Annotated in this window: 17 protein-coding genes; 9 read left to right on the forward strand and 8 right to left on the reverse strand. The window is 44.9% G+C overall.

Features of this window, described 5'->3' with window-relative positions:
* Nucleotides 1-30 precede the first annotated feature (30 nt).
* From ACYVNW_RS16080 to ACYVNW_RS16100, 5 genes are all read left to right on the forward strand, one after another.
* On the forward strand, nucleotides 31-2,052 hold the full coding sequence (locus ACYVNW_RS16080) for a beta-L-arabinofuranosidase domain-containing protein (protein WP_460680894.1): 2,022 nt from the start codon (nucleotides 31-33) through the stop codon (nucleotides 2,050-2,052).
* Nucleotides 2,053-2,063: 11 nt separating this feature from the next.
* Nucleotides 2,064-4,574: a glutaminase family protein gene (locus ACYVNW_RS16085; protein ID WP_460680895.1), complete on the forward strand. Its 2,511-nt coding sequence runs from the start codon at nucleotides 2,064-2,066 to the stop codon at nucleotides 4,572-4,574.
* Complete coding sequence (locus ACYVNW_RS16090) at nucleotides 4,571-5,329, forward strand: SGNH/GDSL hydrolase family protein (RefSeq protein WP_460680896.1); 759 nt, start codon at nucleotides 4,571-4,573, stop codon at nucleotides 5,327-5,329. The genes ACYVNW_RS16085 and ACYVNW_RS16090 overlap by 4 nt, the downstream gene beginning before the upstream one ends.
* A 288-nt stretch (nucleotides 5,330-5,617) precedes the next feature.
* A complete protein-coding gene (locus ACYVNW_RS16095) occupies nucleotides 5,618-7,900 on the forward strand; it encodes a GH92 family glycosyl hydrolase (protein ID WP_460680897.1) in 2,283 nt (760 codons plus the stop codon).
* 203 nt (nucleotides 7,901-8,103) lie between these two features.
* Entirely contained in the window at nucleotides 8,104-9,450 is a 1,347-nt protein-coding gene (locus tag ACYVNW_RS16100) for a PhoH family protein (protein WP_460680898.1), read from the forward strand.
* Nucleotides 9,451-9,469: 19 nt separating this feature from the next.
* Here ACYVNW_RS16100 and ACYVNW_RS16105 read toward each other — a convergent pair whose 3' ends face one another.
* Together ACYVNW_RS16105 and ACYVNW_RS16110 are read right to left on the reverse strand one after the other, a co-directional pair.
* The gene (locus ACYVNW_RS16105) at nucleotides 9,470-9,838 is read right to left on the reverse strand and encodes a hypothetical protein (RefSeq protein ID WP_460680899.1); all 369 of its coding nucleotides are present in this window, start codon (nucleotides 9,836-9,838) and stop codon (nucleotides 9,470-9,472) included.
* A gap of 70 nt (nucleotides 9,839-9,908) precedes the next feature.
* On the reverse strand, nucleotides 9,909-10,880 hold the full coding sequence (locus tag ACYVNW_RS16110; RefSeq protein WP_460680900.1) for a GlxA family transcriptional regulator: 972 nt from the start codon (nucleotides 10,878-10,880) through the stop codon (nucleotides 9,909-9,911).
* A 136-nt stretch (nucleotides 10,881-11,016) separates the two neighbouring features.
* Between ACYVNW_RS16110 and ACYVNW_RS16115 the strand changes: the two genes are divergently transcribed.
* The gene (locus ACYVNW_RS16115; protein WP_460680901.1) at nucleotides 11,017-12,285 is read left to right on the forward strand and encodes a multidrug effflux MFS transporter; all 1,269 of its coding nucleotides are present in this window, start codon (nucleotides 11,017-11,019) and stop codon (nucleotides 12,283-12,285) included.
* 15 nt (nucleotides 12,286-12,300) lie between these two features.
* Here ACYVNW_RS16115 and ACYVNW_RS16120 read toward each other — a convergent pair whose 3' ends face one another.
* Nucleotides 12,301-13,920: an ATP-binding protein gene (locus ACYVNW_RS16120; protein WP_460680902.1), complete on the reverse strand. Its 1,620-nt coding sequence runs from the start codon at nucleotides 13,918-13,920 to the stop codon at nucleotides 12,301-12,303.
* 313 nt (nucleotides 13,921-14,233) lie between these two features.
* Between ACYVNW_RS16120 and ACYVNW_RS16125 the strand changes: the two genes are divergently transcribed.
* The gene (locus ACYVNW_RS16125) at nucleotides 14,234-17,050 is read left to right on the forward strand and encodes an outer membrane beta-barrel protein (protein WP_460680903.1); all 2,817 of its coding nucleotides are present in this window, start codon (nucleotides 14,234-14,236) and stop codon (nucleotides 17,048-17,050) included.
* 99 nt (nucleotides 17,051-17,149) lie between these two features.
* Here the strand turns inward: ACYVNW_RS16125 and ACYVNW_RS16130 are convergent, their stop codons facing one another.
* Nucleotides 17,150-17,620, reverse strand: coding sequence for a hypothetical protein (locus ACYVNW_RS16130; RefSeq protein WP_460680904.1), 471 nt, complete (start codon nucleotides 17,618-17,620; stop codon nucleotides 17,150-17,152).
* Between the two features lie 156 nt (nucleotides 17,621-17,776).
* Between ACYVNW_RS16130 and ACYVNW_RS16135 the strand changes: the two genes are divergently transcribed.
* The gene (locus tag ACYVNW_RS16135; protein ID WP_460680905.1) at nucleotides 17,777-19,891 is read left to right on the forward strand and encodes a prolyl oligopeptidase family serine peptidase; all 2,115 of its coding nucleotides are present in this window, start codon (nucleotides 17,777-17,779) and stop codon (nucleotides 19,889-19,891) included.
* Between the two features lie 101 nt (nucleotides 19,892-19,992).
* Here ACYVNW_RS16135 and ACYVNW_RS16140 read toward each other — a convergent pair whose 3' ends face one another.
* Nucleotides 19,993-20,478 carry a hypothetical protein gene (locus ACYVNW_RS16140; protein ID WP_460680906.1) on the reverse strand — a complete coding sequence of 162 codons (486 nt, stop codon included), beginning with the start codon at nucleotides 20,476-20,478 and terminating at the stop codon, nucleotides 19,993-19,995.
* Nucleotides 20,479-20,655: 177 nt separating this feature from the next.
* Nucleotides 20,656-21,243 (reverse strand): porin family protein, encoded by a 588-nt coding sequence (locus ACYVNW_RS16145; protein WP_460680907.1) that lies wholly within the window; start codon nucleotides 21,241-21,243, stop codon nucleotides 20,656-20,658.
* 131 nt (nucleotides 21,244-21,374) lie between these two features.
* On the opposite strand from ACYVNW_RS16145, the gene ACYVNW_RS16150 reads away from it, so the two are divergent.
* Entirely contained in the window at nucleotides 21,375-21,590 is a 216-nt protein-coding gene (locus tag ACYVNW_RS16150) for a hypothetical protein (protein ID WP_460680908.1), read from the forward strand.
* A 195-nt stretch (nucleotides 21,591-21,785) separates the two neighbouring features.
* Here ACYVNW_RS16150 and ACYVNW_RS16155 read toward each other — a convergent pair whose 3' ends face one another.
* Nucleotides 21,786-22,301, reverse strand: a complete 516-nt coding sequence (locus ACYVNW_RS16155) for a hypothetical protein (protein ID WP_460680909.1) — start codon at nucleotides 22,299-22,301, stop codon at nucleotides 21,786-21,788.
* 75 nt (nucleotides 22,302-22,376) lie between these two features.
* Nucleotides 22,377-24,110, reverse strand: coding sequence for a S41 family peptidase (locus tag ACYVNW_RS16160; protein ID WP_460680910.1), 1,734 nt, complete (start codon nucleotides 24,108-24,110; stop codon nucleotides 22,377-22,379).
* Nucleotides 24,111-24,211: the final 101 nt, after the last annotated feature.

A 24,211-nucleotide genomic window follows, 5' to 3' on the forward strand; every position in this document is an offset into this window, starting at 1 on the left:
TGTAAATAAGACAGTAATTAACATCTATCTATGAAATTGGGTTTAGCCGTTTTAGGTGCAGTACTGTACTCATCACTGGCGCTGGGGCAAGGTGTGGTTTCAAAGCTGCCTTCAGTAAATTATGTAAACAACCGTGCTCCGTTAAAGCAGTCGCCTTACGTGGCTTTGCCTTTGGGGGCTATTAGCCCGCAGGGGTGGTTGCGCGAGATGCTGGTGAGGCAAAAGAACGGCTCAACCGGGCAGTTGGATAAATTGTACCCTCTGGTGATGAACCAGCGCAACGGCTGGCTGGGCGGTGATGGCGACCAATGGGAGCGTGGCCCTTACTGGATAGATGGTTTACTACCGCTGGCTTACATCTTAAAAGATCAGCAGCTTATTGCTAAAGTAAAACCTTGGATAGAATGGACGCTGAAGAGCCAGCAACCTGATGGTTATTTTGGTCCGGCTAAGGATTATGGCCCAGAAGAGGGAATACAGCGTGACAATAGCCATGATTGGTGGCCAAAAATGGTAATGCTGAAAGTATTGCAGCAATATTATTCGGCCACGCAAGACCAGCGGGTAATTCAGCTGATGTCCAATTATTTCAAATACCAGCTAAAAGAATTGCCCACCCATCCGCTCGACCATTGGACATTTTGGGCCCGCTACCGCGGAGGGGATAATCTCATGATGGTATACTGGCTGTACAATATTACCGGTGACTCATCATTACTAAAACTGGCTGATTTAATTCATAGTCAGGTATTCGATTATACCAACTCATTTTTGAATACCAATATGCTGGCTACCATTGGCAGCATACACTGTGTAAATTTGGCCCAAGGCATTAAAGAACCCATCATCTATTATCAGCAGCATCCCGAACAGAAATACTTAAATGCCGTAAACAAAGGCTTTGCCGATTTGCAAAAACATGATGGCACTGCACAAGGCATGTATGGCGGAGACGAAGCTCTGCATGGCAATAACCCCACCCAAGGCTCAGAATTGTGTTCGGCGGTGGAGATGATGTATAGCCTGGAAAGCATTTTGCCTATTACAGGTAACGTCAGCTACGCCGATCATTTAGAAAAAGTAGCTTTTAATGCCCTGCCTACTCAAATTACGCCCGATTTTATGCGCCGGCAGTACTTTCAGCAAGCTAACCAGGTGCTGATGTCGCGCCAGGTGCGCAACTTTGATTCGGATCATGAGGGAACGGATATATGCTACGGCCTGCTTACCGGCTATGCCTGCTGCACGTCCAATATGCACCAAGGTTGGCCCAAGTTTACCCAAAACTTATGGTATGCCACGCCTGATAATGGGCTGGCGGCTTTAGTGTATGCGCCTAATGAGGTAAAAGCCAGGGTAGCTAACAACATCGAAGCGGTGCTTAAAGAGGAAACCAATTATCCGTTTGATGAAACTGTTAAGTTCACATTAGGATTAAACAAAATAAAAACGGCCACTTTCCCCTTATACCTGCGCATACCGGCCTGGTGTACCAGGGCAAGTCTGAAGGTGAACGGACAGATAGTAAGTAGCCCCGAAGGCAATCAAATTGTAAACTTAAACCGCCAGTGGAAAAATGGCGATGTAATAGAGCTGCAATTGCCCATGCACATTACCAAAAGTAAGTGGTATGAAAATTCAGCCTCGGTAGAACGTGGCCCGCTGGTATACGCTTTAAAGATAGGCACACAAGTAAAAGAAGTAAAAAACACGAAAGACCCGTTGACTTACGGCGATGCTTATAATGAAATTTATCCAACTACGCCCTGGAATTACGGTTTCATCGAAAAATTGATACGCAAGCCTGAAGAAAGCTTTACAGTAAAGAAATCAGGCAGCGTGTCCTCCTATCCCTGGACGGCCGAGGGGGCACCTGTTATACTGCAAACCAAAGCCAAGCGCATTCCTTCATGGCAGTTGTATAATGGTGTAGCAGGGCCTGTACCTTACAGTATAGTACCCACCATACAAACATCGGCCGAGGAAGAGATTACCTTAATACCCTATGGCTGCACACAATTACGTATTTCCCAATTTCCAATAGTTCCCTAAATTATCTCTACATGAAATTCAAATCATCCATACTACTCTTGGCCTTGGCAGGTAGCTGCGGCCTGGCAAAAGCCCAGGTGAAACATGCGCCGGCTTATCCGCTCATTACACACAACACCTATTTCAGTATCTGGTCAAACAACGATACCCTGACGGCTGCACCTACGCAGCACTGGACCGGTAACGACCATTCACTAATTGGCGTAATTAAAGTGGATAATAATTTTTACCGCTTTATGGGTAAAGAGCCCAATGTATATAAAACCGTGCTTACCACTTCGGAGGATAAGCCGTTTACCGCTAAGTACACCGAAAGCTCGCCGGGCGAGGGCTGGGCTGCCATAAACTATAATGACCGCGCTTGGAAAACCGGCGCTGCACCCTTCAGTGATAACAAAGCGCAGGCAAAAACTTTATGGACTGGCAAAGATATTTGGATGCGCCGTGAATTTACAGTAGCCAACCCGGTAACTAACAAACTGATGCTTAACCTGCGCCATGATGATGATGCAGAAGTATACATCAATGGTGTAAAAGTAAAAGAGGTGCCGGGTGCAAACCACGAATTTCGCACCATTGCATTGGATGGCAAATACAATAACATCCTGAAAAAAGGTAAAAATGTACTGGCTATCCATTGTGTAAATACCGGTGGTGAAGCCTGGCTGGATGCGGGATTGCTTGATCAGCAAAAAGAAAAGCTAAGCAACAAGATTCCGGTAGCGCGCCAGCTAGCAGTACGTGTGAATGCTACGCAAACCATTTATCAGTTTAAATGTGGCAAAGCTGACCTGGAGGTTACTTTTACCTCACCATTGCTGATGAATGACCTGCGTTTGTTCTCCCGCCCGGTTTCTTACATCAGTTATAAAGTAAAATCAAACGATGGCAAAAATCACCAGGTTAGCATCTCTACCGGTGCCTCCGGCGACATTGCCGTAAACAAACCTTCGCAGCCGGTTACTACCCAGCAGTATACCTCTTCAGGTGGACTAACGGTATTAAAAGCAGGCTCAGTAGAGCAGCCGGTATTGCAGAAAAAGGGTGATGATTTACGCATTGACTGGGGCTATATGTATTTAGCCGCACCTAAGTCTGAAAATGCGGTGCAATATGTTACCAAAGGAACCGAATCAGTAAATGCTTTCTTTACTGGTCGTACGGCCAGCACTTACAAAAAGGGCACGCAGGTGATGTTAAATACTGTATTGCCTTTAGGCTCGGTAGGTAAGAAAGCAACAGAACGCTTTGTAATGCTGGGTTATGATGATTTGTACTCAGTACAGTATTTTAAAGAAAATCTGCAACCCTGGTGGAAATCGGAATATCATACCACCATTGATGCCGAGTTGGCCAATGCCGCTGCCGATTACCAGGCAACAATGGAGAAATGTACGGCTTTTGACGAGAAACTATACAAAGATACCAAAGATGCAGGCGGTGAGCAGTATGCCGAACTTTGCGTAATGGCCTATCGCCAAAGTATTGCCGCGCACCAGTTACTGAAAAGCCCGCAGGGCGATTTGTTGTTCCTGTCTAAAGAGAATTACAGCAACGGTTCTATCAATACAGTGGATGTCACTTATCCGTCAGCCCCTATGTATTTAATCTATAACCCAGAGTTACTGAAAGGTATGCTGAACGGTATATTTTATTACAGCGAAAGCGGCCGTTGGAAAAAGGATTTCCCAGCACACGATTTAGGTACTTACCCTATCGCCAACGGCCAAACCTATGGCGAAGATATGCCGGTTGAAGAGGCAGGTAACATGCTGATTTTAACTGATGCAATTGTAAAAGCCGATGGTAATACCAATTATGCTAAAAAGCACTGGGCTACTTTAACTAAATGGGCGCACTTCTTACTACAAGAAGGTTTAGATCCGGCCAACCAGTTATGTACAGATGATTTTGCCGGCCACCTGGCCCGTAACGCCAACTTATCGGTAAAAGCAATTATGGCTATTGGCAGCTTCTCACAATTAGCCGGTTTATCTAACTATCCTGAAATTAAGGCCCAATACCGTAAGGCTGCCGAGGAAATGACCGCGAAATGGCTGCAACTGGCTAAAGCCGGCGATCACTACTCATTGGTGTTTGAGCGCCCCGATACCTGGAGCCAGAAGTATAACATGGTTTGGGATAAAGTGCTTGACCTGCACCTGTTCCCTAAAGAGGTATACGAAACCGAGATGAAGTACTACCTTACCAAGCAAAACAAATATGGCTTGCCTTTGGATAGCCGTAAAACCTATACCAAATCTGACTGGATTATGTGGACGGCTACGCTGAGTGATAACCAGCGCGACTTTAAAAAGCTGATAGAGCCGGTATATGAATATAGCCAGCATACTACTTCACGTGTGCCTATCAGCGACTGGCACGAAACCACCGACGGTAAAATGGTCGGCTTCCAGGCCCGTAGTGTAGTAGGCGGTTACTTTATTAAACTGCTGGATAAAAAATGGGACCAAGCCAATGGCGGAACTTTAGATACTAAAGCTAACTCCCAGGGCAAGTGAGATTAACGCTATTAATAATTGCGCTGGCAGTAATGACTGCCGGCGCTAAAGCACAAACCATCCCTGCAAATGACAGGGAAAAGCAGGATCGTGAAGAGGCAGAGCGGCGTAAACGCGATGAAGCTTTTCATAAAGATTGGTCCAATACCCAACGCTATGCAGCGGCCAACCAGCAGGTGAAAGCCTCGGCACCAAAACATAACAGTGTGGTGTACATGGGCGATTCCATTACCGATTTTTGGATTGGTAATGACTCTACCTTCTTTGCGGCCAACCCGTATTATGACCGCGGCATCAGCGGGCAAACTACCACGCAAATGCTGGTGCGTTTCAGGCAGGATGTAATTAACCTGCGCCCCGCTGTGGTAGTGATATTAGCCGGTATTAATGATATTGCCGAAAACAACGGCCCTATCAGTATAGAGGATGTGTTCGGCAATCTGCAATCAATGGCTGTACTGGCTAAAGATGCAGGTATTAAGGTAGTGCTGTCATCGGTATTGCCGGCCTACGCTTTTCCGTGGCGGCCTAATATCAACCCGGTGCCCAAAGTGGCTCAACTGAATAGCTTGATTAAAGCTTATGCAGCTAAAAACCACATTATATACCTCGATTATTATTCGGCCATGGCCGATGAGCGGCAGGGATTGCCTGAAAGCCTATCTCGCGATGGAGTACATCCGAATCTGGCGGGCTACAAAGTAATGGAGCCACTGGCCCAAAAGGCGATAGCGCAAGCACTGAAGGGTAAATAATTTAAAAATATTTGCATTATTACACTGATTAATAGTTGCTTCCTTTGTCATACTTAGCCCCGTTGAAGAATAGTTGCAGAAACGTTCATCGGAGCGGCCTGTGCGCTTATGCTTCAACGGGGCTCAGCATGACAGTGGAGGTGATGTGAGGCATATTTGAATATTACCACCCGAAGAAGATTTCTCCCTGCGGTCGGAATGACAACATAGGAGTTTGACAATAGTACGAATACACAGTTTTTATCATCTCTCTTGTTAATATCTGTTATTTTCTGTTTTAATTTACATATGAAACTACCAAAACTGTTTTTAGCCGCCGGGCTGTTACTATCCACCGCGTTGGTGCATGCACAGGCGTTTGAACCGGCCGAGTATGTGAACCCTTTGATGGGTACACAATCGAACTATGAGCTTTCTACCGGCAATACCTATCCGGCGGTAGCCGTGCCCTGGGGGATGAACTTCTGGACACCGCAAACCGGTAAAATGGGTGATGGCTGGCAGTATACTTATGATGCCAATAAACTGCGCGGCTTTAAACAAACGCATCAACCCTCACCCTGGATGAATGATTACGGGCAGTTTGCCATTATGCCGGTAACCGGCCATATGCAGTTTACGCAGGATAAACGCGCCAGCTGGTTTAGCCATAAAGCAGAAATCAGCAAGCCTTATTATTACAGCGTTTACCTGGCCGATCATGATGTAACTACCGAAATTACCACCACTGAGCGTGCAGCGCAATTTCAACTGACCTACCCTAAGTCTGATAGCTCGTTTGTAGTAATTGATGCTTTTGACAGGGGCTCATATATTAAAGTGATTCCGGGTCAGAATAAAATTATAGGTTACTCCACCCGTGTAGCCCGCGGGCCGGCACCAAATTTTAAAAACTACTTTGTTATTTATACCGATAAGCCCTTTACTGTAGCCCGCACCTGGCACGACAGTACACTGGCCGACAACGGCAAGCTGGAAATGGACAGCAAGCATGCCGGTGCCATTATTGGGTTTAAAACCGCTAAAGGTGAAAAGGTACACCTGCGTGTAGCTTCTTCATTTATCAGCTTCGAGCAGGCCGAACTAAATTTGCAGCGCGAACTGGGGCATGACAGCTTTGCCCAAACCGAACAAAAGGCGCGTACCTTATGGAACGCTACCTTAGGCCGTGTAAAAGCCGAAGGCGGAACCGATGAGGAGATGCGTACTTTCTATTCATGCCTGTATCGTATGCTGTTCTTCCCGAACAAGTTATACGAGGTAGATGCCAACAATAAAATTGTACACTGGAGCCCATATACAGGCAAAACTTCACCCGGTTATATGTTTGCCGGTACAGGTTTCTGGGATACCTTCCGTGCCCTATACCCATTCCTGAACCTGATGTACCCATCCATTAACAAAGAGATGCAGCAGGGTCTCATTAATGACTATAAGGAGGGCGGCTGGCTTCCCGAATGGTCGAGCCCTGGTTACTCAGATGTAATGGTGGGTAACAACTCGGCTTCTGTAGTGGCGGATGCTTACATTAAAGGAGGACGCGGGTATGATATCAATACCTTGTACGAGGCATTGGTACATGGCGCCAATAATGAAGGCCCGCGTGCTACCGGCCGTAAAGGAGTACAGTATTACAACAAGCTGGGTTATGTGCCATATAACGTAAAAATTAATGAAAACGCAGCACGTACACTGGAGTATGCTTATGATGATTTCGCCATCTATCAATTAGGTAAAGCCCTGAACAAGCCGGCTGCCGAAATTGAAGTATATAAAAAGCACGCACAAAACTACCGCAACCTGTTTGACCCGGCCAGCGGCCTGATGCGCGGTAAAAATGAAGATGGTACTTTCCAGTCGCCGTTCAGTCCTTTCAAATGGGGTGATGCCTTTACTGAAGGCAACAGCTGGCATTATAGCTGGTCGGTATTTCAGGATGTGCAGGGGCTGATTAACCTGATGGGCGGCCGCAATAAGTTTGTAACCAAGCTGGATTCTGTATTTACCATGCCGCCGGTATTTGATGACAGTTACTATGGTGGCGTCATCCACGAAATTCGTGAAATGCAAATTATGGGGATGGGTCAGTATGCACATGGTAACCAACCTATCCAGCATATGATTTACCTGTACAATTACGCCGGCCAGCCCTGGAAAACCCAGTACTGGACCCGTGAAGTAATGAAGCGCCTGTACAAACCTACACCTGATGGTTATTGCGGCGATGAAGATAATGGACAAACCTCAGCCTGGTATGTATTCTCGGCCATGGGCTTTTACCCGGTAACCCCGGCTACCGACCAATATGTGCTGGGTACGCCGCTATTCAAAAAGATGACCTTAACGCTGGAGAACGGCAAAAAAGTAATTATTAATGCCCCGGCCAGCAGTGCTACCAATAAATATGTGGGTGCGTTGCAGTACAACGGCAAGCCTTATGGTAATACCTGGTTAAGCCACAGTGCCTTGCAGCAAGGTGCAACTATTAATGTAAGCATGCAGGCTGCGCCAAATAAAACCAGAGGTACTGGCTTAAAAGAAGTACCTTTCTCTATGTCGGCAGCACAATAATCATTTAGCTGGTTTAATATCAGAGTTGCTTGATTAAGCAGGCAGCCCTTAAACCCATAAGATAATAGCATTAATGCAAATTGTCTTATGGGTTTTTTATGTTAATACCTTTGCATAATATGTAACGTGGCAGGTATCAAAAGTATATTGTTTAAATACTCATTCTGCCAACCACCTTGTGCAAAATCTGTTAAATTAGCAACATGTCTAAAGAAAGCAGGAGCCGCCAGTCGCAAAAAATATTCGTGTTGGACACTTCGGTGATCCTATATGATCACAACGCTTTTGAAAACTTTCAGGAGCATGATGTGGCCATTCCGGTGCAGGTGCTGGAAGAACTGGACAACATGAAGAGCGGAAACGATACCCGCAACTTTGAAGCCCGCAGCTTTATCCGCCTCATGGACGAGCTGGCTGCCCAGCAAACACTGAATAAATGGATACCGCTGCAAGGGCAAAACAAAGGCCGCTTCAGGGTAGCCATGGATAATCCCTCATCGGGCATTAATGCTGAAGCAATCTTTGGGCCTGGTAAAACCGACCACCGCATACTAAATGCAGCTTTGGGCTTGCAGCAGGAGCATCCGGATAAAAAGGTGATTTTGGTATCAAAGGATATCTGCCTGCGCCTCAAAGCCAAAGCTTTAAACCTGAATGCGGAGGATTATGAAACGGGTAAAATTAAAAACCTGGATGAACTATATAGTGGAAAGTCATCGGTTGATAAGCTGCCGGAGAAAAACATTAACCATTTTTTGAAACAGCAGGTGGTGGCACCTGCCGATTTGGGTATTACACCGCCGCCGGGCAATCGCTTTTATGTGCTCAACAGCAAAAATAAAACGGCGCTTGGTTTTTATAACAGCAACAGTGGGGCAGTAGAACATGTATCAGAGCAGCCGGTATTCAATATTCATCCCAAAAATCCAGAGCAGGCATTTGCTATTCACGCCTTGCTGGATCCGGCTATTAAACTGGTAACCATACAGGGTAATGCTGGTACAGGTAAAACGCTCATTGCCCTGGCCAGCGCTTTGGAGCAGCGCAAAACTTACCGGCAGGTATATATTACTCGGCCTATTGTGCCGCTGAGCAATAAAGACATCGGCTTTTTGCCAGGCGATGTAAAAAGTAAAGTAGACCCTTACATGGCTCCCATTTGGGATAACCTGAAATTCATTCGTGAGCAGTTTGCAGAAGACCCCAAAATGCAGACTAAAATAGATGAGTTGGTGAGCAGCGATAAAATTTCCATTGCGCCGCTGGCTTTTATCCGCGGGCGTACGCTTACCAAAATATTTTTTATTGTGGATGAAGCACAGAATTTAACACCACACGAGGTTAAAACCATTATATCGCGTGCCGGAGAGAACAGCAAGTTTGTGTTTACGGGCGACATTTACCAGATTGATACCCCTTATTTGGATGCCGAAAGCAATGGCCTGTCATACCTGATTGACCGCGCTAAAGATCACCCGCTATATGCACACATTACACTGCAAAAAGGCGAGCGAAGTGAACTGGCCAATCTGGCAACAGAATTGTTATAACCCGAAAAATTAGCAGTTGCTATTTTTCGAATGCTATTTGATATTGCTTATTCACAAGTTTAATAATGCAGGTAGCAACAGGAGCCGTTGCCGCCGGTGAGTTAACATAAGCTTTACTGAGGCCTAAATCAAACGTAATTACATTATTAGTGCCGATTTCTACAATGCGCAGTTGCGAAAAATCATTATCAATATATTCCAGGTAACCGGTGGTTTGGTTAATTTGTACCGTACCATAATGGTTGGTGCGGTTATCACTTACCAATACTACATCATTTAGCGGCGCACCCGTAGCATTTTGTATGCGTAGCTGGTAGGGAGGATAATGTTTTTTGCAGGCGCCCAATACCAGGCTAATGGCAAGAAGCAATAGATAAAGCTTTTTCATTGGTGATGTTTGGGTGTAAATGTACATGCGGGTGCTAAAATACAACAATTGTACAGAAAGGGCGGCTGCTTTAATTAATCTGAAACTTTTCCCGGTATTCGGTAGGCGTCATGCCTACATTCTTTTTAAATATTTTCCGAAAGGCTTTCTGGTCATTATACCCCGAGTTGAACATTACTTCGGTCATTTGCTGGCGGGTTTGTTCCAGTAACTTTTTAGCGCCTTCAATGCGTAGCTTTTGTAAATATTCTATGGGTGTGCAGCCGGTGGCTTGCTTAAAACGGCGCACCATATTGCGGCGGCTCGAGGGCAGGTCTTTAATCATCTCCTCAATAGTAGCGGCATCCCGGTAGCCGGCCTCAATGTTGCGCTGGGCCTTGGCTACTAACTCATCCTGATGGTTATTGGAAGGCGAAAAGGTGGCGAAATAAGTTTGGTGCTGGCGATCCATGTCAATGGCGAAAATTTTGGCAGTTCGGATTGCCATTTCCCGGCCGCAGTATTGGGTAACTAAATGCAGCATTAAATGAAAACTGGAGGTGGAGCCCCCGCTGGTATAGATGCCATCATCGCTGGTGACTACCTGGTAAGGCATTAGTTTTACATCAGGAAAGGCAGCGGCAAAGGCACCGCAGGCATCTACATGGGTAGTAGCGGCTTTGCCTTTTAACAAACCACTGGCACCCAACAAAAATGCACCGGTACAAAAACTGGCCAGCGAAGCGCCACCTCTAAACTGCTGGTGAAGCCATGGAATAAATGCCTGATTTTGCTGTATAGCTTGCTGCATACTATTGGTGGCAAACGCAGGTATCAATATCACATCCAGTTTAGCGGTTTCGGCCAAAAGAGCGCCGCTGCCCGGGCGCAGGGTAGAGGCTACATGCTTCATTTCATCATCAAGGCATAAAAGTTGAATTTGAAAAGCAGCTTCACTGTTTTCAACGGTAGTCAGATGGTTTACGGTGTCAAAAACATCAAGTATGGCGGCTATGCTTAATAGCCGGTATTGCTGCGTAAGTAAAATGCCTAAATGAATCATGTGCTTAAGTGGTTATGCCTTAAAATTAAATAAAAATTTGTCTCAAACACGCCTTAAAGATGACTTTTATTATCGTTTCATACCCGGCCTTAAACTGTATCTTCGTGCCGCTTTCAGTTTCTGTATTCATTTACTAATGGAAAATTCTGTACCACTTACACCGTCAGTTTTACCCCGCAGAGGGTTAATCATATTCATTTTGGGCCTGCTGGCTACCATTGATCCATTTTCAATTGACTTTTACCTGCCGGCTTTTACTCAAATTGCTAAAGATGTACACAGCACACCGGCCCGCGTATCGCTATCCATCTCCAGCTACTTCATCGGTTTAGCTTTAGGGCAATTGATGTACGGGCCTATTGTAGACCGTTTTGGCCGTAAGCGGCCACTGTATATAGGTATGGCTGTATACATGATTACCTGTTTGGCCTGTACCCAGGCGCATAGTGTGGAGGCATTAATTTTTTACCGCTTTCTGCAATCGCTGGCTGGCAGTGTGGCGGCTGTAACTACTTTTGCCATGGTGCGCGATTTCTTTCCGGTAAAAGAAAGCGCCAAAATATTCTCCATGCTGGTGCTCATTATTGGTATTTCGCCGCTGGCGGCACCAACGGTGGGCGGTTTTATTACTGCGTATATGGGTTGGCATTGGGTGTTTATTTTACTGATTATTATAGTGGCGCTGGTGCTGCTGCTTACATTTTTATATCTGCCTCCGGCTGCGCCGCCCAATACTTCGGTATCTTTAAAACCCAAACCTATATTGCTTACTTTTTGGTCGATAGTGAACAATGCACAGTTCATGACTTACATTCTTTCGGGCACGTTTGCTTTTGCAACGCTATTTATTTATGTAGCCAGTGCGCCTGTGGTGTTTATGGAAGTATATAAAGTGAGTCCGCGCACGTTTGGCATTATCTTCGGCCTGTTGTCGTTTGGCTTTATCGGCAGCAGTCAGCTTAATATCCTCCTGCTCAAAAAATACCGGAGCCGGCAATTATTCAAAGCGGCATTGCTATGCCATTGTGTACTTACCCTTGTGTTTTTAGTTGCAGTATATAACGGTTGGCTAAGTATGGAAGGCATTATTATAATGTTTTTATTTACGTTAGCTTGCCTGGGTGCTATCAATCCTAATGCTTCCGCCATGGCCTTGGCGCCTTTAAAAAATAATATTGGCAGCGCATCGGCATTGATGGGCTTTTTACAAATCGGTATTGCCGGGGCTATATCGGGTTTGGTTGGCGTAATTGATTTGAAAAACATCGTACCCATACCGGCGCTGATGTTAGCCACCAGCCTTGTAGCTATACTGATTTTATGGTTAGGCACCCGCCGTATAAAACAGGTAATTGAGCCGGAAGATGTGAATCAGGGAGATGAAATGATTATTGTGCCACATTAACCGGTTCGGTGCCCTTTATGAACCGGCATTTAAAGGCAGTGTAAACCAAAAAGTACTGCCTTTGCCCATTTCGGTATCTACGCCGATTTGCCCGTTATGCTTGGTAATAATTTCTTTACTGATATATAAGCCGAGTCCAAGGCCCGAAAACTGCAGTCCGCTGTAGTCAGCACGAAAATAGCGCTCAAACAGGTGTGGTAATTTATCGGGTGGAATACCCGGCCCGAAATCGGTTACCAATACCTTAACCTCGGCGGGTGTTTTTTGGGCAGCGATAATAATATTGCGAGAGTTGGGTGCGTATTTAACGGCATTGTTTACAAAGTTTACCACCACTTGGTCTATCTGGTGCTCATCGGCATATACTTCGGTGTCAATATCACCTTTCAGGATAATATCGTGCGTTCCGGCTGTGCGAATGTGGTTGCAACAATCGGCAAGCATATCGCTTAACTTAAATACTGTTTTATGAATTTGCCATTGGCCCTGTGTAATGCGGTTGGCATCCAGCAAATCGCTGATCAGACTATTCAGCTTGTGTAAGCTTTTGTTGGATTGCGCAATCAGTTTTTGCATCTTTTCAGGTGCCGGGTTATCCTTCATGCGGTCGAGGAGTTGCAAGGATGCTTTTAGCGCGGTTACAGGCGTTTTAAGTTCGTGGCTGGCAATGCTGATAAACTCTTCGCGCTGGCGCAGCAAATTACGCCGGTTGGTTACATCCATAAAAGTACCTATACCGCCGGTAATGTTACCGGTTTGGTGGTCAATTATAGGTGCAGCGTTAATAGAAATGTAAAATCTTTCCCCGTCGGGTGGCTGCACAGCAATTTCCTGGTCATAAACCGACATGCCTGTGCGCATCATTACTGCCATCGGGTGGTCTTCGGGCGGCAGGGGCGTGCCATCTATCCGCAGGTTCTGCCATTGCGGGTCATCAAAAGTACGTTCTTTAATCGCGCTTTCTTTTAGCCCTAATATGCGTTGTGCCATGGGGTTAGCATACGTCATACGGCCGTTGGTATCAATAATGCCTACACCTTCGGCCATCGTATCCAGTATACTTTGCAGCCGTTGCTCGCTGGTGGTTAGTTTATCATTAATGGTACGTTGTGTTTCGGCCTCCTGCAGGGTTTTTAACCGCAATTCTGTTTGCTCCATGGCTACCTTAGCCAGGCCCTGCAATATTTCAATATCATGAGTTGAAAATTTACGCGGCACCTGGTCTACAATGCAAAAAGTACCTATAATAAAGCCATCACTTGTAATTAACGGGGCTCCTGCATAAAAGCGCAGTCCAAAAGCACCATGCACATAAGGCTGGTTGGCCAGCAACGGGTCTTGCAGGGCATCTTCAATTACGGTCACTTCGGGTTGTAAAATGGCAAGCGCACACATGCTTTCGCCTCGATCCAACCGTACCAAATCGCCCAGGCCTATGCCGGCTTTAATGTATTCTTCATCCCCGTTAAGAAATGAAATATGTGCAATGGACGATTTAAATATAGTTTGTGCCAAGCCAGCCAGATTATCAAAAGCGGGTTCAGCGGGAGTATTGAAAATCTGATAGCGTTTAAGCGCTTTCACACGTTCTGCATCATTGTCAGGAATCAGGTTGATGCCGTAAACGTTTTTCATGAAATCGATACTTGCTAATTGGTGAAATGATTTTTGATAAAGGTATGTAAATTACCTATGGTTTAATATCTGTTCCTTTCTTAACCAAACTATTATAGCTGCTTATCATCAACAGCGTCTTTTTAGTTTGCTTATACTTCTATTTAAGCCATTACTAAAAGAATGTAACGGGATAGTTACTGCAATAGTATCAGGTTTTTGCAACGTAGCAGTAGCCATAGGGGTCTAATTGTTAAATATTGTTAAAACATTTACGAAGCGTTCGTAGATTAACTAATTTATTAGTTAAATTAGCGCTTTCAACCCTTAACACATGTATAAATTTACCCTGCACCTGCTCCTCTTTTTTCTTTTATGTTCATCGGCTATAGCACAAACTGGTACGCTTAATGTAAAACTGGTAGAAGCGCAAACCAACCAGCCGGTTGAGTTTGCCACAGCTGCCATTGTGCGCCTGCCCGATTCTGTGGTAGTGAGGCGTATTGCCTCAGATCACAACGGGCTCATTATCGTTGGTGGCTTGGCGCCGCATAGCTACAGGCTTGTGGTCAACCTGGTAGGCCTGAAAACCGAAAGCAAAAACTTCGGCATCACAACCCAGCGTTTAAACGTTGATTTAGGCATCCTGAAAATGGAACCCGATGTGCGTACCCTGAAAAGCATTAATGTAGAAGGGGCGAAAGACCCGGTAAAAATTAAAGGTGATACCACCGAATTTAATGCAGGCTCTTACAAAACGCAGGTAAATGATAATGTAGAGAACCTGCTGAAAAAAATACCTGGCGTAGATGTTGACCGCGACGGCAAAATTACTGCCCAGGGCAAGCAGGTCACTAAAGTACTGGTAGATGGCAAAGAGTTTTTTGGTAACGACCCTAAAGCGGCCACCAAAAATCTGCCTGCCGATGCTATTGATAAAGTGCAGGTCATCAACGATAAAACCGAAAGCACTAAGAATACCGGTATTGATGACGGGCAGCGTGATAAAGTAATTAACCTGAAATTGAAAGCCGACCATAAGAAAGGCTGGTTTGGCAATGTACAGGCCGAAGGTGGGACAGACAACCGCTATTTGGCGCAGCTTAACCTAAATCATTTTAATGACAAGCAGCAGTTTTCTGTATTGGGGCTAAGTAATAATGTAAATGAATCGGGCTTTAGTTTTGAAGATTTGAATGCTTTTACGGGCAACAATGTGTTCGGCAGTTTTGCCTCGAATGATGGCAGCAGTTATATTTCTATTGACCGTAGCGGCCGGGCTAATGTAAACGGCGCTTTTAGCGGCGTGCAGGATGGTTTGATTAAATACAATTCAGGTGGTTTAAATTTTTCTGATGTTTTTGGTAAAAAGGAGCAGCTAAAATTTAATGCAAGCGCCATTACGCTGGTAACCTCAAACTATCTCACACAGCTTACCGATATTCAGGATGACCCAAACAACCTGTATACGCACCAGAACAGCATCAGCCGTAATACCAACAACAGCTATCGCTTTAACCTGAATTTTGATTACAAGCCAGATACACTGAATAATATCAAGTTCAAGCCGGTGTTCTCGTTCGGGGTAAAATCAACCAACTCTTTGCTGCAATCTTATAGTACAAACATTAAGCAGGATAGCGTGAACCGCATTGGTCAATTGCTGGATCAGTCGGGGCATAATCCATCTTATGGTGGGCAGTTCACTTTTAATCATAAATTTAAAGGGGGTAAAGGTTCGGTTAATGCTTTTGCTACAGGCAACTATACAACTAACAACCAGAGTTATATTAACCAATATACCGCCCGTTATTATGCACCCATCAGGAAGGATAGTACCACCAACCAGCAAACCGATCAGGATAACAGTGGTACCTACCTTACCGGTACGGCCTCGCTGGTACGGCAGTTGAATGCCAAGCGTAAGCTGAGTTTTACGCTAAGTGAGGGCTATAGTTACCGAAAAGATAATGCCAACCAGTATACGGTAGACTACAATGCGATAACTGGCCAGTATGATATTTTTAATGCGGCTTATAGTGGTATCACCAATAATCAGAACTGGCGTTATACTACCACTGCCGGCCTGAACAAAACCGGTGATGTGACTTGGAATCTGAACTTGGCTGTTGCCAATTTAGGTTTGGATGGTAATTACCGGGTGAACAACCAGGGCGGCCCCATCAGCCGTAACAACTGGGCGTTTCTACCCAATGCCTCGGCCAGTTTTAAACAGAAGAATGGCGCTAACCTTTACCTCTCACTGTATTCGAGTGCACAGTTGCCGCAAGCATCTGATTTGCAACCTGTGCTGAATAACACTAATCCGCTGTACATCAGGTTGGGTAACCCGGAGTTAACCTTGTCGCGCACGTACAGCATCAATGCTAACTATAATTTATTTGATCAAAAAACAAGTTCATATTTTGGCTTCTATGGTTACTTTGCGCAAACATGGGCCGGTTTTTCTACCCAAAGTATTGTAAGCACCAGCGGGGTAATTACCACCCGCCCTATTAACACCGATGGTAATTTCACTTCAAACCTGGGTTTCAACTGGAGCAAGCCCACCAAAGTAAAAGGCCTGAAATATAACCTGGGTAGTTATTTTCAAACCAGCCGGGCTGTAAACTATATTAATGACAACCAAAATGCCGTGCTGCGTTTTACACCACAATTATACGGTGGCATTAACTACGATAAAGATGTGGTGCAGCTTTCGTTGAATGGCAGCGGCAATTACAATACGGCCAGCAATTCTTATCAAAAAGCGGCTAACCAGCATTATTATACCTTTGACAATTTTGCTTCGGCCAGTGTAAAGCCCACCAAGAACTGGCGCATCTTTACCGATGTGAATCAGCGCCTGTTCCGCGGGCAGCCTTCAAGTTCCAATACCTCATTTTACATCTGGAATGCCGGTATAGAGCGTTACCTGCTGCCTAAGCAAAATTTAACATTGTCTATCAATGCTTTCGATTTGCTGGACAAAAATGCCGGCCTGCGCCGTACCATCACCAATACCGGGCAGATCCAAAACATCCAGACCAATACCATTAGTCAGTTCTTTTATTTTAAAATCATTTACAAGTTGCTGAAGTTTGATGATAAAGGAGGAAAAAAGAATAACGGTGGGCTGATTGTATTTTAATTAACAAAAAATTGAACCATTTTAAACCTAAAGAGGCTACCCTATATATAGGGTAGCCTCTTTAGGTTTTTGTTAATTATTTTAGGGAAAATAGCGTCGCTACTGTAATTCCAATTTTTCTTCGTAAGTCAACTTCAAATCCTCTTCGGCTTTTTCAGCGGTAGGGCGGATGGTTACAAACCGTGCTACCAGCAAGGCCGCCACCAGTATGTATAATATATTGCCGGTCAGAAAATAAGCTACCAGGCTAAATAAAGAAGGCACTTCGAGCAGGGCGTAGCATACAATTAATGCCGATTGGTAAGCCGCCATTTTTTCCTGCAGTGCAGGCAGCGGGATGGCTTTTGCTATCAGCTTAGGAAATATAAACTGGCTTAAAGCCACCATTACTACCGCTATAGCGGGTACCAGGTATTTGAATATATCCAGGTTTGCTTGCGGATCGGTGCCTGATGATCTGAGGAAAAAAAATACTATGCCAAACAGTACCTGACCGGCTAACAACGCCAGGTGAATGATCGTAATTGTTTTTAAAATTGCTTTTGGCGTTTGTATAAGGTACTGCGGCATTGTTTGTAATTATGAAGTGCTGAATTTCGGTTTATAAAAGGTAGTAAAGTGAAGGTAAGGATAAAAGCATGGTCAATGCAAGTATTTTGCCGTAAGTAGTCCGTTATATTTTAGCGGCAAAATTTTTATATTTAAGCTGCGTTTAAACCTTAGCCAATGAAAAATACTTATCTATGGGCTGCGGCTGTGTTATTTTGCAGCAGCAGTTATGCACAACCCATGAAAAATACGTCTTTAAATTATCCGCAAACCAAAAAAGGTGCGGTTACCGATACCTATTTTGGCACTGAAGTGCCCGACCCTTACCGCTGGCTGGAAGATGACCGCGCTGCTGATACCAAAGCCTGGGTGCAGGCCGAGAATGAAGTAACGCAGAGCTATCTAAGTAAAATACCATACCGCCAGGCCATTTACCAGCGCCTGGAAAAATTATGGAACTACGAGAAATTTGGTGCGCCATTTAAGCGCGGGCAATACCTGTATTATTATAAAAACGATGGACTGCAGAACCAGGCGGTACTGTACCGGCAACTCAATAACGGCGCTCCAGAAATCTTTTTGGATCCCAATAAGTTTTCGGCCGATGGCACCACTTCTTTATCTGGCATCAGCTTTAGTAAAGATGGCAGTTTGGCGGCCTACCAGTTATCCGAAGGAGGCTCTGACTGGACAAAAGTAGTGGTGATGCGCACCGCTGATAAAAGTGTGGTAGGCGATACCCTGAAAGATGTAAAGTTTTCGGGATTAGCCTGGAAAGGGAATGAGGGTTTTTATTACAGCAGTTACGATAAGCCTAAAGAGGGTAGCCAGCTTTCGGGTTTAACGCAGTACCACAAACTATACTTTCACCGGTTGAATACACCGCAAAGTCAGGATAAATTGATTTTTGGTGGCGAACAAACTCCGCGCCGTTATATTGGCGCTTACCTCACCGAAGATGAGCGTTACCTGGTAATTACCGCTGCTAACTCCACCACGGGTAATGAGTTGTATTTGCAGGATTTAACCCAGCCCAACAGCCAAATTATTACCGTAGTTGATAATTTCGACAATGAACACGAAGTGGTGGATAATGAAGGCACCCGGCTATTTATCCATACCAACCTGTATGCGCCCAACTACCGGCTGGTTACCGCACAGGTATCTAAACTTACCCCGCCGGACTGGAAGGAACTCATTCCGCAGACCAAAAATGTATTAACGGTTGCAACGGCAGGTGGTAAACTGTTTGCCGAATATTTAAAAGATGCTACCTCGCTGGTACAGCAGTATAACCATAACGGCCAACTGGAACGTACCATTGAACTGCCCTCAGTGGGTACAGCTTCAGGCTTCAGCGCCCGTAAAGAGGATCAGGAAACGTATTATACTTTTACGTCTTACATTTATCCGCCTACTATTTTTAAGTATGAAATAGCTACAGGAAAATCTACGCTGTACAAAAAATCGGGTGTGCAGTTTAACCCTGATGATTACATCTCGAAGCAAGTATTTTATCCCTCAAAAGATAATACCAAAATCCCGATGATTATCACTTACAAAAAAGGTACGGTGATGAACGGGCATAATCCAACAATGCTGTATGGTTATGGTGGTTTTAGTGTAAGCTTAACGCCTGCCTTTAGCACCTCTAATATTGTGTTGCTGGAACATGGCGGTATCTATGCCGTACCTAACTTGCGGGGTGGAGGCGAGTATGGCGAAAAGTGGCACCGCGCCGGCATCAAAATGAAAAAGCAAAATGTGTTTGACGATTTTATAGCCGCAGCTGAATACCTCATCAAGAACCATTATACCTCTAAAGATTACCTGGCGGTTTCAGGCGGCTCCAACGGCGGACTGCTGGTGGGCGCCGTGCTTACCCAGCGGCCCGATTTGTTTAAGGTGGCCTTCCCGGCGGTAGGCGTACTGGATATGCTGCGCTACAATCAGTTTACGGCAGGTGCCGGATGGGCTTATGATTATGGTACGGCGCAGGAATCGGAAGACATGTTCAGGGAATTGTACCGCTATTCACCTTACCATGCGCTAAAACCACAAACCTATCCGGCCACGCTGGTGACTACGGCCGACCATGACGACCGTGTGGTACCTGCCCATTCTTTTAAGTTTGCCGCCCGTTTGCAGGAAATGCAGAAAGGTACCGCCTCGGTACTCATCCGCATTGAAACCAAGGCCGGCCACGGCGCCGGTAAGTCTACCCAACAGGTCATTAACGAGCAGGCCGATAAATGGGCATTCATGTTTCATGAAATGGGGCTGGAGTGGTAAGCTTTCTGGAAATGAGAAATGCTTAATTACCTGGCTCTACCTGGAGTTAATGATATTACAAACCCCAAGTAGAGCCAGGTATAGTCTTATTTTAAGATTTTTTACTGAATTTGCATTACGCCAGAAGGAATAGATTTGGTCTTCAATAATTTAAGTGTTAACAGGGATGCATCGCTGTTGATAACCAGCGTCATGATTTTGCCGTTAATAATAGTAGCTCTAAATGTTTTCTGATCATCACTCATTGAACCCTTGTTCGCGCTTATCGGAGTGTTGTAATTGTTATAATTTGCCGGATGGGCTATATGGCCTGCTTCAATCACCCCGGTAACTACAGTTGTTGACGCGTTGGTGTGATAACCAGTGATTTCATAATTACACACTTTATTGGAGTTGCCCGTATGAATGTTAAGTAAACCGTTAGGGAAAAACTTTATGAGTTGCAATTTAGCTTGAGGGTCGGTGTTGCTCCATTCGCCTGCAATCAGGCTTTGCCCACTGGTATCAATATTGCCGGTTTTAAATGAACTTAATGTGCTGCACATTAATACAGCAAATAACATCATATACGCCTTTACTGGTTTCATAGCATGTAACTATTTGATTATGAAATTCAATAAATTTAAACAATAAATAAGCCTTTTTGCTTTCAAATTTACAATAAGCGCACAAGACGGAAGCATAGTACAAATTGCCCCATTTGTGAGCTGCTTTTGTACTATGCTTTTCCCTTTTTTGCTTAAGAAGGGAGTAATGAAGCTCCCTTAAAATATCTTAAACCCAACGCTCAGTGCCCACAGGTTTTGACGCTGGCCGTAATTAGGGTTAATCTTGGTGAGGCCACCTTCGTAGCGTAAATCGGCGGTAATGTTGCCAATATCCACACCACCACCCGCCTGGAAGCCCAGGGTGCTGTTCTTGTAATCACCAAAATCGTTGTAAGCGCCACTTACATTATCGCTAAAGTTCTGGCTTTTGCTCAAAATATAAGAGTATACCGGGCCTACCATCAGCCTGAAATTTAGTTTATCGCCACCAAAACGTTTGCCTAATAACAGGGGCACGTTTAACGTAGTAAAGGTAACTTTACCATTGGTGGTAGTGGTGTTATTAGTGGTGTTGAAATCAAATTTACCGCCTTTGCTGCTCAGGTATAACTCGGGTTGCAGGTAAGTGCCGCCGCCTAAACGGGCAAATAAACCGGCTTGGTAGCCTGCCACGGTGGATTCTTTAACGTTATCGGTATTGATTTTGGAGAAATTAACCCCGCCTTTAACGCCTAACGATACCTGCGCCTTAGCGCTCAAGCTCACCACAATAAGGGCGGCTATACTTAATAAATACTTTTTCATGTGATGTAATTAATTTGAACACGTTTGATGTAAATTATTCAGATTGGTTTAATTAAAAACGCAAGTACCAGATGTTAAAGTGCCTGCCTGACACTTTTTTTATATTTTTGCTGTAAATACAAGTAACCATCATGGCAGAAATTACCATTAGTAATAAAGATTGGCCCCGCGTAAAAATCAAACTGAAACGCAAGTATAACCACCTGAACGACGAGCAATTACAGTATACCGAAGGCCAGGAAGACCAGCTGATTGACCGCCTGGCCCAACTGGTAGACCGCGACCGCACTTACGTGATTTTCACGCTGAAAAAGGCATTGGTGAATATTGATAATAATAGGTTATAGAAAAGGTTCATTCTATAGGGTGTCATTTCGACTGTAAGGAGAAATCTTCTTCGGGCGATATGTCTACTGTAGACTGGCTTGACTAAGAAGATTTCTCCCGCTGGTCGAAATGACGGGGAAGTTTCAAAACACCAAACACAAAAAAAGGGAGGATTACTGAGTAACCCTCCTTTTTTAATAGATATCTGTGCCGGCTTAAAAACGGCCGTGGCCACGACCATGCCCTTTGCCATTTCCCCAACCATTGCCGTGATCTTTGTAATGGCCATAAGCATGACCACGGCCATTGTTGCCCGGACCATTCCAGTGGTTGCGGTAACGGTCATCGCGGCTGTCGCGAATTATAGCCTGACCTCTGCGGTTGCGGTAGTCGGCGTAATGTGAGCGGTAGTAATCAGCCCGGTTCCATGGGTTAGATTGATTAATTACCACTTTGTAGCCGTTGTATAAATCATAATTACCATAGCGGCCTGGTAAACTGGCTGAACGTATCCAGCGGTTATTTTGCAGGTATACATACTGGTGTGCAGGCACATCGTAGTAAGTATCAATATCAGGCATGTAATAATAATTGGCCTGATCATATCCTACAGGGCCCCAATCGGGCTGGCTGCCAATATTTATATTTACACTGGCCCTAATCTGGGCGTTTGAAGCTTGGAAGGCAAAGCAACTGAATGCTAAGGTTGCGGCAAATATTAACTTTTTCATAGTTTCTAAATTTGTAAGTATGACTTACTGAAACCTCGAAAAGTTTATTCTGTTTTTGTATCAGTTTAGTTACGATTAACCTGCCGGCTGTTGCTGCGTTTTGGTAGCGGCCAGAACAGGTTGCGGTTTGCCAATAATACTGTAACTGCCGGTACCATGCAAAATACTATCCAGCCGGGACTTATTTTGCATGGTGCGCACGGCCTCGGCCAAATCACGGTCGTACTTCAAATTTACTTCGTAACGGCCTTTTTCGTAGTAATAGCGGTCGGCAATCTCGTTTTCCAGTATTTGTTTAATTTCCGGCTTATACTGCTGCAAATCGTTTTGCTTACTGGCGTTCAGTTTAGCTTTCAATACCTCGTACTCGGCCTGTATTTCGTTAAACTGCTTCTCACGGGTAGTTTCTGATTTAAGCAGTTCCAGCACCTTATCGCTGTTCCGGCTATAGGTGTAATTTTTGCCGTTCAGGTATTTTACAAAGGCATTGTACTCCTCATCGGTAAGGTTAAAGTTCCTGACCTGGGCAATTTTAGGATGCGTACTTGCATACAGGTTAGCGTAATCAAATATCAGCAGTTTGCTCACCAATGCCTGGGTAATATCAGCAAAACGCTCTTGCTTTATAAGCAAATCCGGGTATACGCCGCTGCCGTCATACACTGTGCGCCCGTTGATAGTTTTGAACGGATGTAATGAGGAATCCGCCAGTTTAACTACACTGCCATCTTTTTTACGGTGGGCATAATCCAGCGCCTGTATACAGCGGCCAGATGGGATAAAATATTTGGCAATAGTAATTTTTACCAGGTTATTATAAGGCAGGCTAAACGTTTGTTGTACCAGGCCCTTGCCGTAGCTGCGCTGACCAATTACCACTGCACGGTCTAAATCCTGCAGTGCGCCGGCCACAATTTCTGCTGCCGAAGCAGAGCGGCCGTTTACCAACACCACCAGCGGCAAGTTGGTTTCCAAAGGCGTATTCATGGTGCGGTACACATAATTTTTATCCTGCACCTTGCCTTTTTGCGATACTACGGTTACATCCTTGTTTACAAACAAGTTTACAATCTTGACCGCCTCCTGTAGTATACCACCACCGTTTGAGCGTAAATCCAGAATTATGCCCTGTGGCTTGTTCTTTTGCAGGCTTACCAGCGCAGTAGTAACCTCATCAGCAGCGTTCTCTAAAAATTTATCCAGCCGGATGTACCCCATATTGCCTCTCACCATGGTATAGTAAGATACATTAGGCTGCCGAATTTCGGTGCGTAATATATTTTTCACCGCCGGTGCTTCGTCGCGGCGTTTAAGCAGCAATTTTACCGTGGCGTTTTTGCCGCCTTTAAGCAATGCGCTTACCTCATCGGTAGTTTTACCGGTGAGGTCAATATCATTCACTTTAACCAGTTGGTCACCGGCGCGGATATCCGCCTTCTGTGCCGGATAACCTTCAACCAAATCGGAAATATAAATCTTCTGATCGCGCGAAAAAATACTGACACCAATACCCGCATATTGGGTGTTAATGTAATGCAGCTTGTAATTCTCCAGTTCGGCTTCAGGGACAAACTCGGTGTAGGGATCCAGCCCGTCAAGCATGGCATCTACGCCGGTTTTTACCATTTGTGTGTTGTTGATATTGTCTACATAATTAAGATTCACTTCTTTATAAACCGAAGCAAACACATCTAAATTTTTAGAGATATCGAACAGATCATCAAAGCTCCATAAGCCTGCGGCCAATATCAGTGCGCCTGCACCAAGGGCAAATTTCTTTAAAGGTTTTCCGGCCAACACGTTTTTCATCGCACAATACGGGTAAAGGCTTAAATATAAACGGTTTTAATAGAACTTAACACTGTAGGTTGATTTTTATTCGAATGTTGAATAAGGATGCTGTTAGCAAA

This window comes from Mucilaginibacter koreensis, assembly GCF_054783355.1.

Coding starts and splice junctions, on each gene's coding strand:
- ACYVNW_RS16160 (WP_460680910.1), bottom strand. CDS start 24,110: ATGAAAAACGTGTTGGCCGGAAAACCTTTAAAGAAATTTGCCCTTGGT.
- ACYVNW_RS16145 (WP_460680907.1), bottom strand. CDS start 21,243: ATGAAAAAGTATTTATTAAGTATAGCCGCCCTTATTGTGGTGAGCTTG.
- ACYVNW_RS16135 (WP_460680905.1), top strand. CDS start 17,777: ATGAAAAATACTTATCTATGGGCTGCGGCTGTGTTATTTTGCAGCAGC.
- ACYVNW_RS16155 (WP_460680909.1), bottom strand. CDS start 22,301: ATGAAAAAGTTAATATTTGCCGCAACCTTAGCATTCAGTTGCTTTGCC.
- ACYVNW_RS16110 (WP_460680900.1), bottom strand. CDS start 10,880: ATGATTCATTTAGGCATTTTACTTACGCAGCAATACCGGCTATTAAGC.
- ACYVNW_RS16140 (WP_460680906.1), bottom strand. CDS start 20,478: ATGAAACCAGTAAAGGCGTATATGATGTTATTTGCTGTATTAATGTGC.
- ACYVNW_RS16150 (WP_460680908.1), top strand. CDS start 21,375: ATGGCAGAAATTACCATTAGTAATAAAGATTGGCCCCGCGTAAAAATC.
- ACYVNW_RS16100 (WP_460680898.1), top strand. CDS start 8,104: ATGTCTAAAGAAAGCAGGAGCCGCCAGTCGCAAAAAATATTCGTGTTG.
- ACYVNW_RS16115 (WP_460680901.1), top strand. CDS start 11,017: ATGGAAAATTCTGTACCACTTACACCGTCAGTTTTACCCCGCAGAGGG.
- ACYVNW_RS16125 (WP_460680903.1), top strand. CDS start 14,234: ATGTATAAATTTACCCTGCACCTGCTCCTCTTTTTTCTTTTATGTTCA.
- ACYVNW_RS16120 (WP_460680902.1), bottom strand. CDS start 13,920: ATGAAAAACGTTTACGGCATCAACCTGATTCCTGACAATGATGCAGAA.
- ACYVNW_RS16105 (WP_460680899.1), bottom strand. CDS start 9,838: ATGAAAAAGCTTTATCTATTGCTTCTTGCCATTAGCCTGGTATTGGGC.
- ACYVNW_RS16095 (WP_460680897.1), top strand. CDS start 5,618: ATGAAACTACCAAAACTGTTTTTAGCCGCCGGGCTGTTACTATCCACC.
- ACYVNW_RS16080 (WP_460680894.1), top strand. CDS start 31: ATGAAATTGGGTTTAGCCGTTTTAGGTGCAGTACTGTACTCATCACTG.
- ACYVNW_RS16085 (WP_460680895.1), top strand. CDS start 2,064: ATGAAATTCAAATCATCCATACTACTCTTGGCCTTGGCAGGTAGCTGC.
- ACYVNW_RS16130 (WP_460680904.1), bottom strand. CDS start 17,620: ATGCCGCAGTACCTTATACAAACGCCAAAAGCAATTTTAAAAACAATT.